This is a genomic window from Dehalococcoidia bacterium, from assembly GCA_021295915.1.
Lineage (GTDB): Bacteria > Chloroflexota > Dehalococcoidia > Lucifugimonadales > UBA1123 > VXRN01.
Window position 1 is genome coordinate 1 of sequence record JAGWBK010000047.1, and the last position, 16,256, is coordinate 16,256.

Sequence of the window (16,256 nt, forward strand, 5' to 3'; positions counted from 1 at the left end):
AACGCTACGTGGCCCGAGAAGTCTACTCGATCATCCGGAAGCCCTCCCATATAGCCACTTGAAAACAATAGGAGCATCTGCGACAACCGGCGTCGGTATGGGAGCCGGGAGTGACGTTACTGTCGGCACTGGCTCATAGGAGTCGCGGGCTCCTCCGTCAGAGCCACCGTCGGACGTTCCATCGCCATAGGAGAGGGCAGTGGCGGAGACTCAACTGGCCCTGATCCTCCGCAGGCAAAGCCAATGACGACGACGGCCGCAACTAGTGAAGCTGCGATAAGTCGGGTCACAAGGAGCTACCTTTTACCCTCGTCCCAGGGAGGAACAACGAACGATCCCCAGATGAGGTTTGCAGTAATGCATACTGAGGTCTCTTTTGTGCTATTGCCCGACCTTTACCCAGTCTGAGATACGTTCAGCAGTACCTTTCTTCTTGCCTCTCAGTCAGCGAACCAACTGATTGCGCCTCATACAGCAACGTGTCGGGGTGGAAGGCATACCAGCCGAACCAGAAAGAGACGTACGACGGTAGTCTTTCCAGTGTCTCTCCACCCGGGCCCGTCAGACCCGTATCCGACACCTGCCAGACCTGTCCCTCGTCGTCAACTACCGTCTGCGGAATGACGGCTGACTGCTTGTCTGGATTCAAGGCGAACTGCCTGCCATCACGCTCGAAGACGCGTGCGTCAGACGATATTGATGACGCCAGAATGACGATCTCAGTTTCGCCGATGGTGTCGTTGACCAGTCTCACCTGGTTCAGGTCGTCTATCGGGAACGCCTTGTGGCTATCACCTTCGCTGAGGGCCAATACCTCGTCTTTCACTTCGAGACGATCGTCCCGGTTCCACACCGGGAACATGGTGCCAGGGTCGATCCGGTACGAGTAGTAGATGGACCTGGTATCGGACTCAGGCTGGTACATCCTGGGCGTGTAGTAGCCAGTTTCGGTTGAAATGACGCTTGTGTTCGGGTGCTCTTCCAGCCACTCCTGCCAGGTAGTCAGAGCGACGGGGAAGTAGTCCAGGACCAGGTCGTCCCTCATCGCCAGCTTGCCGATTACCGGCCTGCCAACCAGGGAACTCCATAGTGTATTGGTGAGCCGGTCATACATCAGTTTGTTGGAGCGATACAGCAGTCCTGACGTTCCAAAGGTGGTGGTCTCTCCATCTATCTTCCCGGAATACACGATTCCGGTTCCGCAGAGCGTTCACCACATCAGCGAGATCGGTTCCCCTCCTAACGTGTCGTTGACCATCTCGTGGGCATTGACTATGCGTAGGGGGTACGCTCTGCTCTCGCCGTTGATATGTACGCCGAATACCCTGTCGCCGGGCTCCATGTAGTCGGCCTCAGCGGGCGTCAAGGAGCGAGGATTCCTGATGTCAGGGATGCCATCAGTGCGGACTCCACCCCACACCACCTCAGTCAGGTCTATTCTCGAGAATTCCTTGGCAGGGCGTATGAATTGCGCGATTCTAGGATCTATGGCCGCATACATGCCCGACTTCCATGTGGCGTATTCTGAAGGAGGCTCGTACTTGTCGCTGTTCTGGCCCGCCCAGTCCATCCAAGCGTCCCAATCTTCGCTGGCAAAGTCCTGACCGGTCAGATCTCTGAGCGCCTGCCCAATGAGTTCGTACGACCTACTGGACGGCATGAACCGCAATATCTCCACCAGGAAGGGTACGAGGGACTGGTCATTCTCAGCGACGACCTCGTCCAGTATCTCATCGAGATCGGATGGGACGAGGGAGAACGCCGGGAAGATATCGTACATGGCTGCGTTGGAGTCATAACCGGCAGGAGTGGGAGTATCAGCAGGGAGCGACGTGGCCACGGCAACCGTCGTCGGTGTCGAATCCGGAGGTGACGTTGCCGTCGCGGCTGGCTCGGAGGTAGGGGTTGCGGGCTCCTCAGTCGGAGCCGCGGTCGGAAGTTCCGCTGCAAGTGGCGATGGGGAAGGTGGAGATTCGACGGGCTCTGATGTCCCACATGCCAATACAAGGACAATCGCGGTCGCAGCAAGTGTGGTTGCGATGATTCGGGTCATTAACAGCTCCCTTTAGCGCTCACCCTAAGATACGTACAGACCACGATCCTTAGATGAGACGTGCAGTGATGCAGAGGAAAGCTCTTTGTGTGCTATTGCCCAGCCTTGATCCAGTCCGAGATGCGCTCGGCCAGCATCATGATGGGCACATTGGTATTCGACCTTGGGCAGTCCGGGAGGATCGAGCCGTCGACTATCCGCAGATTCTCGACACCCTTCACCCGACCGTGTTGATCGACGACCGCCATCGGGTCCGAGTCCGGTCCCATCTTGGCAGTACACGAGATGTGATGCATGGTGCTCACGTTGCGGAGCATCCACTGGTCTAGCGCGTCGTCTGATGCAAGGTCGGCCTCCGAGGGTGAAACCAGCGGGCCGGCAATGTTCTGGAACTCCGAGTGGGCGACCATGTCGAGGCACAGTCTGACCCCGTCTCGCATCCTCTGCCTGTCGAAATCCTCCGAAAGGAAATTGTAGTTGAGAAGAGGCTGCACGTGCGGATCGGCAGACTGGAGCTTCAGACTCCCCTGCCCTACCGCCAGATAGACTCCCACGCTCATCAGCAGCATGTGACCTTCCTTGCGGAAGCGCATGACAGTGATCATGTCGTTGGTCAGGTGCGAGCCGGGAGCCGTATACCTGAGGGCCACTTTCTGGGGTCCGACCTCCTGAGGAGGTGGCGGAACGTGCGGCAACGCATTCCACATCATCGGCACGGACGGATGATCGCGCAGACCGTTGCCAACCCCGGGCGAGTCGTGAATCACTCCGATGCCAAATTCCGAGAGGTGGTCTGCAGGACCGATGCCGGACAGCATCAGTAGCTGCGGTGACACGATAGGCCCGGCGCTCAGGATGATCTCGTCTCCGTAAACGCTGAACAGCTCGTCTCCGCTCTCCACTTCCACGCCCACTGCCTTGCGTCCTTCGAACAACACCCGTCGCACGAAGCAGTTGGGCCTGATCGTCAGGTTCAGGCGGTGGCGCGCCATACTCAGGTATCCGATCGCGGTACTCCAGCGAACGCCCCCAGGATTGTTCAGTGGATAGGGACCAACGCCCTCTGCGTCAGGGTGATTGTGATCGGGGTTTTCAGGAAACCCCAGGTCCAGGCTCCGCCTGGAGAGAGTCCAGGCTATGCCGTCGCACTATTATGGGGCCGTCAGAACCGTGGTAGTCGTCTGAGAAATCGGTGTCCGTTTCCATCCGGCGCAGGAACGGGAGCGTGTCCTCGTAGGTCCACTCGTCATTGCCAATGGAAGTCCAATAGTCGAAGTCAGCCGCGACGGGACGCAGGAAGACCTGCCCATTGATCGCACTGGTGCCGCCGGTCACTTTGCCACGAGGTACGTCCATGGTCGGGTTCAACTCTGTCGCCCGGCCGGTGAACTGCCAGTTGTGACGGTCTTCCACGACAAAGTCGGTGCCAGACCCCCAGCCGTACTTCAGGTCGTCGGGGATGGTGTCGAAGTCCGGGTAGTCCACCCCTGCTTCAAGAAGCAGTACTGAACGATCCGGGTCTTCCGAGAGCCTTGTGGCCAATGCACCGCCACCCGATCCGGACCCTACAATGATGTGGTCGTAGTTCACTTCAGAGTACCTCTGGCTGATCTCCGGACGATCTGCCTACCTGTGCTAGCTGCCCTGCTGAACGACGTCTGCGATCTTCTCGCCGATCATCATCGTGGTCACGTTGATGTTGGCACGAACACAGTCCGGCATTATCGATGCGTCCGCAACGCGGATACCCTCGAGACCGTGAACTTTTCCGTGCTGGTCAACGACGGCCATAGCGTCGGAAGCTGGCCCCATCTTGTTCGTACAGGAGATGTGGTGGCCTGTGGTGACCTCACGCATCATCCAGGCATCGAGCTCGTCATCTGACTCCAGGGCTTCGTCAGGCGGCTCGACTCGCTCGTCCAGGATGGCGCTCCACGCCTCGTGCTCACCAAGCTGTACGCACACTCGCACCGCCTCGCGCATTCGTTCCCGGTCGAACTCCTCGGTGAAGTAGTTATAGTCGAGAAGAGGCTGCTCGTGAGGGTCTGCCGATTGCAGCTTCAACTCGCCCGAACCGACCTCGAGGTCGAGCCCGATAATCATGCGGATCCCAACAGGCTCCATACGATTGCCGCCCCGGTTCACCCGCTCCGTGGCGAAGCTGTTCATGTAGACGATCATGTCGTTTCGCAGATCGGAGCCGGTGGCTGTGTAGCGCAGGCCAAACTGCATTCGCGGCCCGTCGAGGTCGAACTCGTGCTCGGGCTTCGCCCTCCACGTAACGTAAACCAGCGGATGGTCCCGCAGGTTCTGGCCTACACCGGGCAGGTCGTGAACTACGGGAATCCCAACCTCATTGAGGTGGTCAGCCGGTCCGACACCGGACAGCAACAGTATCTGCGGAGAGCCGACCGCTCCAGCGCTGAGAATGATCTCGTCGCCTTCGACGGTGAATGTCTCCCCACCGCTCTCGACGACGACACCGGTGGCACGGTTGCCGTCAAACTCTATTCGATGCACCACGCAGTTGGCACGTATCGTCAGGTTCAACCTGTGCCGTGACAGGCTCAGGTATCCGAGGTTGGTGCTCCACCGGATGCCGTTGGGGTTGTTCAGGGGCAGAGGCCCAACGCCTGTCGAGTCGGGGTTGTTGTGGTCCGGGCAGTCTTCAAAGCCGTATTCCATGCAGGACTGGTAGAACGCATGAGAAACGGGCTGCCAGGCCTCTTCCTGGAACCTGTGACAGATGATCGGTCCGTCAGTGCCGTGGAAGTCGTCCGAGAATGTCGTGTCAGTCTCCAGCTTGCGGAAGAATGGAAGGCAGTCCTCGAACCCCCACTCATCGTTTCCCCAGGACTTCCAGGTGTCATAGTCCTCAGGTACTCCCCTGAGGAAGATCTGACCGTTTATGGCTGAGGAGCCTCCGGTGACCTTGCCCCTGGGGACGAGCATCGGTTCGGCCTCGTCCGTGGCACGCCCTGTGAACTGCCAGTTGTGATCGCTGGTCATGATGTCGGTGGCCGTGGCGTAGCCGTAGCGGACCTCGTCTGGAAGGTCTTCCATCTCAGCGTAGTCGGGACCAGCCTCGAGAAGCAGCACCGACTTGGAAGGGTCTTCCGTCAGCCTGGTTGCCAGAATCGCTCCCGCAGAACCGGCTCCGATGACTATGTAGTCGTACTTCATGACAGGACTCCTCAGTGGTGTTATGAGGTCGTTAGGGAGGCATCACTGGCTAGTCAGGGTCTATGTCCGTTGAATCACACGGAAGACGCGACCACCAATCCTCACTTCAGCCGAGCATAACCTCTCGCAGCCGACGAATTACGGTCTCGAGCTCCTGGTCGTCGAGGTTGAAGGGATCGACCGCTAGCTCATCCGGATTGTGGATGTTGTGAAGGTAGACGGGCGGGTCGCCTACAGCCATCATGTCGTTGACTTCATCACGAGACGGGCCACGCCAGTCACGGGTGAAGCGCATGACCGCGACGGGAGTCAGGTAGTCCCACTCATCGTGTTCGACCGATACCTCAAGGCCGGGCGTTTCGATAAGAGCATCCACGACCTGCTGACACATCTCGGAGAAGCGGCGGTTCTCTGCGTCCTCGTCTTCATCAGCGAAAATCTGCAACGCCTCGACCAGACCTATGATCTCCTCTTTGGCTACCTTCATGCCCCGTCCGATGAACTGGTGGGGGCTGGCATTGGCGTAAGCCGCTTCGATGAGGTCGGCCCGGCCGGCGAGAATGCCCGTGCCCTGCGGTCCCCGAACAGCCTTGCCTCCTGAGAACTGGACCATATCAGCGCCAGCGTCTATGAAGCGGCGGAGATTGGCCCTTGGCGGCAAGTACGACGCGGCATCGACAATTACCGGCACGTCATGAGCGTGTGCCATCTCGACGACCTGTTCGAGCGGGAGAGCCCGACGACTCACGAAACCGGAGAACAGGTACGCAACCGCTGCCGTGTTTTCGTTGATGGCAGCCTCGAGCTCCCATGGGTGGCAGCGTCGTCCATCGCCAATGTTTACGATAGTCGCCCCAGTCGCGGTATAGCACTGGTCGTACGGGAACCTGTGGCTCATGTGCATGACGATCTCGTTCTTGAGACCATCAGACTTGGGCAGCTTGGCCATGCTTGCTGGATCGCTGCCGGCCATGACCGCAGCAGCCTGGAGCACCAGCCCTCCCGCAGAGCCCGAAGTGACGAGCCCCGCTTCGGCGCCTGTTACTTCCGCGATCACCTTACCCGCGGCGACGTTCAGGTCGTCCATGTTGACCATGGTCCTGGACGCCTTCTCCATTGAGTCGAGGACTTCCGGCCTCAACTTGCTTCCGCCGTATGCGGTGGTCGACCCGGAGGCGACGATTGCTGGACTGACCCCGAGTGTGCGGTAGATATCGGACCCTTCGCTGAATACCATCTTGGCTCCTCAGTGGCTCTTGGCGTTTTCGGGCCGATTATATCTCACAGTCACGCGATGCACACCCGCGTTTTACTTGAGCAGTCTCCTGCGCATGAAGAAAGAGGCCAGGAACAGTGACGCGACGGCGAAAACGAACAACTCCGCTGCCCACGCAAACATCCACGGGGTGATTTGGCCCGTCATGAGTCCCCTGACGAGGCTCGTGGCAGGGGTCAGCGGCAGAAGCCACGCAAGTTCCTGGGCAACGATTGGCAGACGCTCAAGCGGGAAGAACGTCCCGCTCAGGTAGAACATCGGCATCAGGAACAGCGTGAAGAAGTTGTTCATTGCCCCGATTGTTGTAGCTGTGGCAGTGAGAACCATGGCCAGGGAGGCGAATGTCAGACCGATCAGGTAGGCGACCGGGATGGCGAGAATCGCCCACGGAGAGAGGACGAGTCCAAAGGCTGTCGCCGCTACAAGAACCGCCGATGCAGATATGACGGAGCGGGTCGCTCCCCACATCACCTCGCCGAGCACGATGTCACGAGGCTCCACGGGAGTAAACAGCATGGCTTCGTATATGTGATGACTCTCCATGCGGAGATATGCGCCGTAGGTGGCGTCGAAAGTCGCATGGAACATCGCGTAGCTCGCCAGCACCCCCCCTGCGATGAACTCCGCATAGGTGAGGTCGCCCATGTTGCCTATGTACGGTCCCAGTCCGAATCCCATCGCGAAGAGCAGGATGAACGGCTCCACAAGTACGCCGCCGAACTCGACCTTCCAGGCGCGAAGCACCGCGTCTCGGTTGCGTTGCCACACGCGCCACCCGCCCCAGACAGGCGTTCTCTGAATCGCTGGAACTACGGCCTGCAGAACGGTCATGAAACAGGCGTCGGTGCGCGTTTAAGTGTGTACAACCCTGTCAGTTCAGCCCTCTCTCAGACCACGTCCGGTCAGCCGCAGAAACACGTCCTCGAGATTGCCGGGCCTGCGGGTAACCTGGTAGCCATCGACTGGCAGGTCATCCAGGGAAAGCGAGCCGTTACGAGGGTAGACGAGGACAGAGTCGGCACGGTCTTCGATGTGACCATCTATGCCGGAGACGTTCAGCCACTCGATCAGCCCAGCCTTGTCGGTGTGACTGACCCTCAACTCAAACACGATGTCACCCACGTGGGACCGGATCATCTCAGCAGGAGTGCCTTCTTCGAGAACTTCGCCGTGGTCGATCACAACGAGCCTGTCGCACAGGTGGGCCGCCTCGTCCATGTAGTGAGTCGTGAGCAGCATGGTGATGCCACGGGACTTCAACAGATTGAGCTTGTCCCACACAAGAAGTCGGGCCTGGGGATCCAGTCCGGTGGTTGGTTCATCCAGAACTAGGATGCGTGGCTCATTCATGAGCGCCCGGGCGATGAGCAGCCGCCGCCTCATGCCGCCGGAAAGATGGTCCGGCATGGCATTCGCCCTGTCGGCGAGCTGAAACAGCTCGAGGCCCTCAAGAGCCCGGTCTCTCGCAACGTCCGAGTTTAGGTTGAAGAACCTGCCGTACGAGAGCAGGTTCTGCATAACGTTTAGGTCCGGGTCCAGGCTGTCTGCCTGGGACACGACGCCCAGAACCTTCTTGACGTCACGCTGGCTGCTCCGAACATCCATGTCGTAGACGTTCAGAGTGCCTGACGACACCGGGGAGACGCACGAGATCATCCTCATCGTGGAGGTCTTGCCGGCTCCATTGGGACCCAGGAAGCCGAAGCACTCGCCACGCTGAATCTGAAAATCTATCCCGTTGACTGCTGTGAAGTCGCCGAAGCGCTTGAAGAGGCTCTCGGCGCGAATAGCTGGGGAATGCTGCATTAATCACCTGGTTAAAGGTTAGCCACGTTCCCCAGTCAATTCAACAGCGACTCGCAGACAAGAAGCTGTGTCAATCTGGTGGGTGCCTCCTACGGAATCTGAAGTCACCTCTCCCTCTGAGCCTGCCCCGACTTAGTCCGGAGGCTGACAAGGGTATGTAAAGGTAAACAGATAGGCATGAGTACTACCAACAGACCCCCTCTCCCTCAGGGAGAGGGTTGGGGTGAGGGTGAAAACACTGCCTACCATACAGTCACATTATCCGCAGCGAGGTACTACCTCAGAACACAGCAATCGGATTGACGGGCGATCCCGTGCCACCCACCACGTTCAGTGGGTTGATCGTCAGCATGAACTCGTGCCTTCCCTCCTCGGCGCACGCATTGGCCAGGGGCTCCAGCAGCGAGTTGTCCAGCAGTGCAACGCCATAGGCAAATATGACGCCGTGTACCGACCAGGGAATGTCATACTCATTGGGAGCAGCGTCCATCATGTCCCAGCCAAGTATCGAAATATCCGCGTCTCGCACGAACCTGAGGCAGGAGGCATGAAGACCCGGACGGGCCGGTTCTCCGGCCCAGTTGCCGCCGTGCTCTGCCGCATATGCCTCACGACCGCTGTACACCATGACGGCGTCACCTGGCCTGATTTCGACTCCCTGCGCGGCGGCGATCTCGTCTAGTTCCCAGCCATGTACCGGAGCATCGAGAGTGACATAGTCTGTTCCACGGTGTCGCGGGACGTCCAGCAGCACTCCCCGGGTCAGAATGCCGTCGCTCCAGGCGTCGACAGTCCCGTACGTGGCGCCATTGAATCCCAGTATTTCATCGGGGGACTTACCGTCCCAAATCCCGTTCTCGTCCCACACGTGGCACAGTGCGTCGATGTGCGTTGTGGCTGTTCCGTGGTAGAAGACTCCGTAGAAGTCCATAGCGGCCCCGCCGCCGTTCGGGCGGTTCATGACCGACATGAAATGCTGAGCCGGACGCGGGTTCTCAGTTCTGGGCTCGACGGCCCACGGTCGGCTGAGCGACACGGTCCGACCGTTCTGGACCAGCCCAACGGCCTCCAGACGCTTCTCAGCGGTTATGAGGTTGATCGCGCCCGCAGACCCCTGGTCTCCCCAGCGTCCCCACCGTCTGTCATCTTTCAGGTACGAAAGTACCTCGTCTTTGGTCGGCACCTGCCGTTCCGTCATCTCGTGGCCTCCAACATCCAAACTAACATCCGCAATTTGATTCCTAATATAATGGTGCAATCAAACTTGGACAACACTGGAGGTTAGTCAATGGGTAAGCTAGACGGCAAAGTATGCGTAATAACCGGAGCAAGCAGGGGCATCGGTGCTGAGATAGCAAGGCTGTTCGCCGCCGAGGGCGGAAGCGTGGTTGCGGCGGCTCGCACGCTCAGGGAGGGAGATCACCCCCTGGAGGGCTCCCTCGAGAAGACCGTGGCCGACATCAGGGAAGACGGCGGCGAGGCGACGGCCTCTGCAGTGAACATCTCACTTCCAGAAGACTGCGAGCGTCTCTTCGAAGAGGCACACGCGGCGTACGGAAGCGTGGACGTACTGGTCAACAACGCCGCTCTGACCTACTTCATACCCGTCAAGGACTATCCGCTTCGCCGCTGGATGCGTTCCTGGGCCGTAAACTTCCATGCGCCGTTCATTCTCAGCCAGCTGGCAATCGGCGACATGATGGAGAGCGGCGGCAGCATCGTCAACATATCATCCGGCGCCGCAATCGGACCCGGAAGAGGCCCGTATCAAGACGTACCTGCCAATTCGGGCGGCACCTGCTACGGCGCTGAGAAGGCTGCGCTGGAACGCTTCAGCCAGGGCCTCGCGCAGGAGTTGTACCAGTACGGCATCTCGGTAACCTGCGTATCGCCATCCCAGGTAGTGCCCACTCCAGGGACCGTGTTCCACAACCTGGTCACAGGCATAGACGATCCTCGCGGCGAGCATCCCGACCTGATGGCCCAATCGGCTCTGCTTCTCGCCTCTGAACCTCTCGACAGCGTAACCGGGCGAGTTACGTACAGCCAGCAGATTCTCAAGGAGTTTGGCTGGATAGATGAGGCCCAGGGTACGGGGATAGACCGTCAAGGTTCAGGGTACAGCCTCATATAGGTCACTGTTTTGAACAGTTCTAAAACTAGACCCATTAAATGCCTTGAAACCGCATATGGGCAGAGATTAGCCTCTTTATCAGGCTTGTGGTGTCAGAGTGAACATTCTTCCTCATGGCACAGGGAATAGAAGCTGGACGGTCGGCGTGGGGCAGTCCGCCAGACTGAGTCCAAATCGATCGAGTTCAGAGAGCTAGTCAAGTACCGTGCGGCCAATACTGAGGAGGCATAATGAACATAACTCGAGCCAAGGTTACTAATTATCGCAGCATTGACGACTCCGGGTGGGTCTCCCTGGACAACGTCACTACCCTGGTCGGCAAGAACGAGTCCGGAAAGACGGCCTTTCTGCAGGCGCTGCGACGGCTGAATCCAGTCGGGGGCGCCAACGGCAAGTTCGACATCATGGACTACCCGAGGAAGGGTTACGTCCGATACAAGAGGCGCCATGAGACCGACCCTGACACAGTGATCCAGGCCGAATTCAAACTTACTCGTGAAGAGATGTCTGAGCTTGAGTCTCGGTTCGGACCGGGTGTTCTGCGGTCCCCGAAGGTAATTGCCTCCAAGAACTACAAGAACCAGAGGTCCTGGGAAGTCGACATAGATGAAGAGGCCGTCATCAGGCACGTGATCGACAGTGCCAACCTGCCGGAGGAGATCCACCAATTCGTCGGCGACACCACCAAGTGGGACGACCTCTACACTAGACTGCAGGGGCTCGAGGTCAAGCCGACGGCAGTACAGGTGCTGCTCTCCGAGCTGACCAAGAGGTTCAACAACGACCTTCGTCAGCAGATCGTACTTGAGCACCTGGAGCGTTACCTCCCGGAGTTCGTGTATTTCGACAACTACAGCACGATGCGAGGTCGCATCTCGATACAGGACATCAAGGACCGCCGCTTCGAGCCTGATGAGCTTGACGAGTCAGACCGCACGTTCCTCGCCCTGATCTCCCTCGTCGGCGCAGACCTCGACGACCTGGAGCAGCAGCAGAGCTTTGAGTACCTCAAGGCCGAGCTGGAGTCTGCCTCCATTGGAATCAGCGACGAGATCTTCGAGTTCTGGCGGCAGAACACGCAACTCAGGGTCGAGTTCGACATCTCGCAGGCCAATCCGAACGATCCTCCCCCGCTGAATGCAGGGCCGATCCTCCACGTCCGCATCTGGAACGACAGGCACCGTGTATCTGTGCCTTTCGACGAGCGTTCCAAGGGCTTCGTCTGGTTCTTCAGCTTCCTCGTCTACTTCTCAGAGATCGAGGAGATGCAGAACGGTCACATGGTCCTGCTCCTGGACGAGCCGGGACTGAACCTCCACGCGATGGCCCAGTACGACTTCCTCAGGTTTATCGACGAACGACTCGCTCCGAAGCACCAGGTCGTTTACACAACGCACTCGCCGTTCATGATCAACCTCAACAATCTGCCTAGCGTCAGGACCGTCGAGGACATGGACGAATATGGCACCGTCATCACCGACGACGTGCTGCAGAACAGCCGCGACACGGTGTTCCCACTTCAGACCGCCCTGGGCTACCAGATGGCCGAGACGCTCTTCCTGGCGCCGCACTGCCTACTGGTAAACTCACCATCCGACCTGATCTACCTACAGGTTCTGGGCGAGTTCTGCGCAACCGAGGGCAGGGCGAAACTCGACCCAAGGTGGGTAATCATCCCTGTCGGCAAGGCCGAGAACCTTCCGGCGTTCATATCCCTGCTCGGCGACAACTACACGAGCCTTGCAGTGCTCATGGACGTGACACCCGCAAGTCGGGCGCACATCGAGTCCATCAACGACGTCATGGTCTCCAGGGACTCGCATAGAAGCCCGATCAAGTGGGTCGAAGTCACCCGTGTCAGGGACGCCGATCTCGAGGACCTGCTCGACCCGGGATTCTACGTCAAGCTGGTCAACGCGGCCTACAAGAACGAGCTTCCCCAGCCGCTTACACTGCGCTCGATCTCGGAGAGCAATCCCAGGATCGCAGAGAGAGTCAAGAGTTACTTCAGCGCGAACAACATCGCCGGAGGAAACTTCGAGACGTACAGGCCAGCGGCCCACTTCCTACAGAACCACGGGACGCTCCGCCAAGAGATCAACCAGGAGACTATGGACAGCGTTGCCGGCATGTTCGAGCGGATCAACTCTCTGCTTCCCACCAACGGGGCCGGTTCAGGTCACAGGTTGGACGCGGGCCGCTCGACCACTCTCGTCTCCGGAGGGTTCAACTAGGCCAGGACGTTGAGACTATAGGACGCCGAGCAGTCCAGCTAACTGCGGCATGGCCGCTCCCCTAGAGAAGGGGCCGAGTGCCAGCCAGGGCAGCTTGCGAGTGTCCGTTCCTGGAAACTGAAGAAGAGGCGGGAGCCAATGGCTCCCGCCTCTTCGTTATCACTTCCATGGCCTGCTCTATGACAGGCTCCTCCTCCCAGTCGATTCCAGTACCAACCAGTGTAACGCTTACCCTGCCCTTCATCCGGCGTTGCTGCACTACACCAAAGATGACATTCGCACCTGAGTCAGCCGCCTCGTGGACTATGTCCGCCACTTCGTGGACTTGGCCCAGCGTTAGGTCTGGCCCTCCGGTCACATTGAGCAGGACTCCACTGGCCCCCTCGAGCGGGGCGTCGAACAGCGGATTGGCGAGGGCAGACCGGGCGGCCTGGGCTGCCGCATCCCTTCCCTCCCCGTGACCAATCGCCATGAAGGCCGATCCTCCACCCGCCATAACTGCCTTTACATCTGCGAAGTCGACGTTGATCATGCCACTGACCGTGACGATGTCCGAGATGCCCTGGACGCCCTGGCGCAGCACTTCATCGGCAAGTCTGAATGCCTTCTCAAGTTCAACTCGGCCTTCCAGTGCCGGAAGTAATCGGTCGTTTTCTACGACTATGAGCGTATCGACCTTTTGCTTCAACCGTGTTAGACCCTGGTCCGCGTTCGCGCGGCGCTTGGAGCCCTCGAATCCGAACGGCTGGGTAACGACGCCGACCGTCAACGCCCCCTGTTTGCGGGCGAGGTCAGCAACCATTGAGGCTGCACCTGTGCCGGTACCACCACCCATCCCGGCTGCTATGAAGACCATATCCGCCCCCTGCAGCAGCCCTCCCACCTGTGCCTGGCTTTCGCGCATCGCCTTGCGGCCCACCTCCGGCTGTCCACCGGAACCGGTGCCGCCTGTTGTCTTGGGGCCGATGGCAAACGTCTGGACCTGTCTGAGACCCCGCAGGGCCTGTATGTCGGTATTCAGGGCGAGGAACCTGACGCCGTGGATGCCATCGTCCGCCATACGCCGTACTGCGTTGCCTCCGCCTCCACCGACGCCAACCACACGGATGCTGACGCCCGAAGCAGCTTCCTCGACTCGTTCGGATGTTCGATTAAGCCACTTGAACAGCATCTAGTCCTCCGTAATTGTTCTGCGGTACTGTGAGCAGGTAATAGGGGATGTGCCACCTTCCATGCTGGCCCATATCCACTACGGCCTGGCGGGCCCGCGCCTCGACCACCGTGCCATATAGCCCGAATCGTGGGCCTCCCCTTACGCTGCCGTGGTATTGGATTACCTGGCCGGGAGAGACGCTGGCGGAACTTACCGGGCGTCGCACGACTGGCTCCACCGTCAGTCCGGGCATTGGAATCTGTGAGCTGTTGAGGTCAAGCTGTGCAGTAGTCATGGCACTGTACCCCTTCGTTCGATCGCCTGTTCTAAGAACAGTTTAGAACAGAACACCCGTACTGTCAACAGGTTAGCGGCGACTTTCTCCGCGGGTTGGGTACAAGGCTGGGGTTCTTTACAATGAGTTGAGCATTAGCCAACTTGAAAGAGAACACATGACATCAGCGACACTTAAATCGACTCCCATTGTGGACCGCTCTGCCGAGATCGAACGGATCCTGGAACAGCGCGTCATGGTCATGGATGGGTCATGGGGAGTCATGCTCCAGACTCTCGGCCTGGAAGAGGCAGAATACAGGGGTGATAGATTCTCGCAGCACGACCGAGACCTAAGGGGATGCATCGACGTCCTGGTATTGACCCAGCCTGAGCGCATTCAGAGCACCCAGCGCCAGTACATGGATGCCGGCGCTGATTTCCTGACCACCAACACGTTCACCGCTACGCACTACGGGCTGTTGGAGTTTGGACTCGAAGACCACGTGTACGAGATCAACCGGGAGGCGTCGCGCCTCGCAAGAGAGGTGGCCGACGAGTACTCCGAGCGCAGCCCTGAGCGTCCCAGGTTCGTTGCTGGCAGTATCGGCCCGACTAACAAGACGCTATCGATCTCACCCGAAGTCAACGATCCGGCCTACAGGGACGTGACATTCGAAGAGATGGCAGATTCGTACACGGAGGCCGTCAGAGGGCTTCTGGACGGCGGTGCTCATGTCCTGCTGGTTGAGACGGTGTTCGACACACTAAACGCGAAGGCCGCGCTGTACGCAATAGAGTCGGTCTTCGATGAGCTTGGTGTCAGAGTACCGGTCATAGTCTCATTCACAGCAGTAGATCTCAGCGGGCGTAATCTCTCAGGCCAGACGGCAGAGGCGTTCTATGCGTCGATAACGCATGTACCGCTGCTGTCAGTGGGGATCAACTGCTCGCTGGGGAGCGACCAGATGCGGCCTTTCCTCGCAGCGCTTGGGAACGTATCGTCTCACTTCGTATCCTGCTATCCGAATGCGGGACTCCCCAACGAGTTTGGCGAGTATGACGAGTCGGCTGAACACATCGCCTCCAACCTCAGGGAGTACGTCGAGAGTGGGCTCGCGAACATCGTTGGGAGCTGCTGCGGCTCGACACCTGATCACACCAGGGCGATCGTAGATGCGGTTTCAGGACTGGCTCCACGTCAGAGGCCGCTGAAGAACACCAACACGCTCCTGAGCGGAATCGAAGCTCTTGAAATCAGGGAGGACAGCAACTTCGTCAACGTTGGAGAGCGAGCGAACGTGACCGGGTCAGCCCGGTTCAGGCGCCTGATTCGCAGGGAGCGATACGAGGAGGCTGTCGCCATCGCCAGGCAGCAGGTCGAAGACGGAGCGCAGATTCTTGACGTCAACATGGACGAGGGACTGCTCGACTCCGAGGCCGCGATGGAGCGCTACCTGAAACTGCTGTCCGCTGAGCCGGACATTTCCCGTGTACCAATCATGGTAGACAGCTCCAGGTTCAGCGTGATCGAGGCGGGCCTTCGCTGCCTGCAGGGCAAGGGGGTCGTCAACTCCATCTCGCTCAAAGAAGGGGTGGAAGAGTTCGTCAGGCAGGCGCGGACCGTACGCAGGTACGGGGCCGCAGTCATCGTCATGGCATTCGACGAGCTGGGACAGGCAGATCGCCATCTGCGAGCGTTCCTTCCGCATCCTGACCGAACAGGTGGGCTTCGAGCCGCAGGACATCATCTTCGACCCCAACATCTTCGCTGTAGCCACCGGAATAGAGGAGCATAACGCCTATGCTGTCGCGTTCATAGAGGCGGCTGCGGAGCTGAAACGCAGGTTTCCCCTATCGCATGTGAGCGGCGGCGTGAGCAACGTGTCTTTCTCCTTCAGAGGGAATGATGCCGTCCGGGAGGCGATCCACTCCGTCTTCCTGTATCACGCCATCAGGTCCGGCATGGACATGGGCATCGTGAACGCTGGCCAACTGGACGTCTATGACGAGATTGAGCCCGCTCTAAGGAACACCGTCGAGGACGTGGTCCTCAACAGACGAGCGGACGCCACGGAGAGACTCCTGGCCATTGCCGATACGGTGGAAGGCACACGGAGGGAGCGGCAGGAAGACGACTCATG

General features: G+C 59.1%; 11 protein-coding genes and 2 pseudogenes (1 of these 13 running past the window's edge). 3 read left to right on the top strand and 10 right to left on the bottom strand.

All coding sequences use genetic code 11. The annotated features are described in order from the left end of the window. Window positions 1-415 precede the first annotated feature (415 nt). The 8 genes and pseudogenes from J4G14_12380 to J4G14_12415 all read right to left on the bottom strand — a co-directional run bounded on the left by J4G14_12380 (window position 416) and on the right by J4G14_12415 (window position 9,516). The gene (locus J4G14_12380; GenBank protein ID MCE2458590.1) at window positions 416-1,189 is read right to left on the bottom strand and encodes a DUF3179 domain-containing protein; all 774 of its coding nucleotides are present in this window, start codon (window positions 1,187-1,189) and stop codon (window positions 416-418) included. A 21-nt stretch (window positions 1,190-1,210) separates the two neighbouring features. Beyond that, window positions 1,211-2,053 (bottom strand): DUF3179 domain-containing protein, encoded by an 843-nt coding sequence (locus tag J4G14_12385; GenBank protein MCE2458591.1) that lies wholly within the window; start codon window positions 2,051-2,053, stop codon window positions 1,211-1,213. Window positions 2,054-2,145: 92 nt separating this feature from the next. After that, window positions 2,146-3,643, bottom strand: a pseudogene (locus tag J4G14_12390) (GMC family oxidoreductase N-terminal domain-containing protein). A 45-nt stretch (window positions 3,644-3,688) separates the two neighbouring features. Next, entirely contained in the window at window positions 3,689-5,236 is a 1,548-nt protein-coding gene (locus J4G14_12395; GenBank protein MCE2458592.1) for a GMC family oxidoreductase N-terminal domain-containing protein, read from the bottom strand. A gap of 106 nt (window positions 5,237-5,342) precedes the next feature. Further along, window positions 5,343-6,473 (bottom strand): aminotransferase class V-fold PLP-dependent enzyme, encoded by a 1,131-nt coding sequence (locus J4G14_12400; protein MCE2458593.1) that lies wholly within the window; start codon window positions 6,471-6,473, stop codon window positions 5,343-5,345. Between the two features lie 72 nt (window positions 6,474-6,545). Then, entirely contained in the window at window positions 6,546-7,343 is a 798-nt protein-coding gene (locus tag J4G14_12405) for an ABC transporter permease (protein MCE2458594.1), read from the bottom strand. A 45-nt stretch (window positions 7,344-7,388) separates the two neighbouring features. After that, window positions 7,389-8,318 (bottom strand): ABC transporter ATP-binding protein, encoded by a 930-nt coding sequence (locus J4G14_12410; protein ID MCE2458595.1) that lies wholly within the window; start codon window positions 8,316-8,318, stop codon window positions 7,389-7,391. Between the two features lie 280 nt (window positions 8,319-8,598). Then, complete coding sequence (locus J4G14_12415; GenBank protein MCE2458596.1) at window positions 8,599-9,516, bottom strand: cyclase family protein; 918 nt, start codon at window positions 9,514-9,516, stop codon at window positions 8,599-8,601. Between the two features lie 90 nt (window positions 9,517-9,606). On the opposite strand from J4G14_12415, the gene J4G14_12420 reads away from it, so the two are divergent. Together J4G14_12420 and J4G14_12425 are read left to right on the top strand one after the other, a co-directional pair. Next, window positions 9,607-10,452 (top strand): SDR family NAD(P)-dependent oxidoreductase, encoded by an 846-nt coding sequence (locus J4G14_12420; GenBank protein ID MCE2458597.1) that lies wholly within the window; start codon window positions 9,607-9,609, stop codon window positions 10,450-10,452. A 230-nt stretch (window positions 10,453-10,682) separates the two neighbouring features. Beyond that, window positions 10,683-12,686 carry an AAA family ATPase gene (locus J4G14_12425; protein MCE2458598.1) on the top strand — a complete coding sequence of 668 codons (2,004 nt, stop codon included), beginning with the start codon at window positions 10,683-10,685 and terminating at the stop codon, window positions 12,684-12,686. Window positions 12,687-12,747: 61 nt separating this feature from the next. Here the strand turns inward: J4G14_12425 and ftsZ are convergent, their stop codons facing one another. After that, complete coding sequence (ftsZ, locus tag J4G14_12430; protein ID MCE2458599.1) at window positions 12,748-13,857, bottom strand: cell division protein FtsZ; 1,110 nt, start codon at window positions 13,855-13,857, stop codon at window positions 12,748-12,750. Further along, on the bottom strand, window positions 13,838-14,134 hold the full coding sequence (locus J4G14_12435) for a hypothetical protein (protein MCE2458600.1): 297 nt from the start codon (window positions 14,132-14,134) through the stop codon (window positions 13,838-13,840). The genes ftsZ and J4G14_12435 overlap by 20 nt, the downstream gene beginning before the upstream one ends. Window positions 14,135-14,291: 157 nt before the next feature. Here J4G14_12435 and metH point away from each other — a divergent pair. Continuing rightward, window positions 14,292-16,256: pseudogene (gene metH, locus J4G14_12440) on the top strand (methionine synthase) (it continues 1,701 nt past the right edge of the window).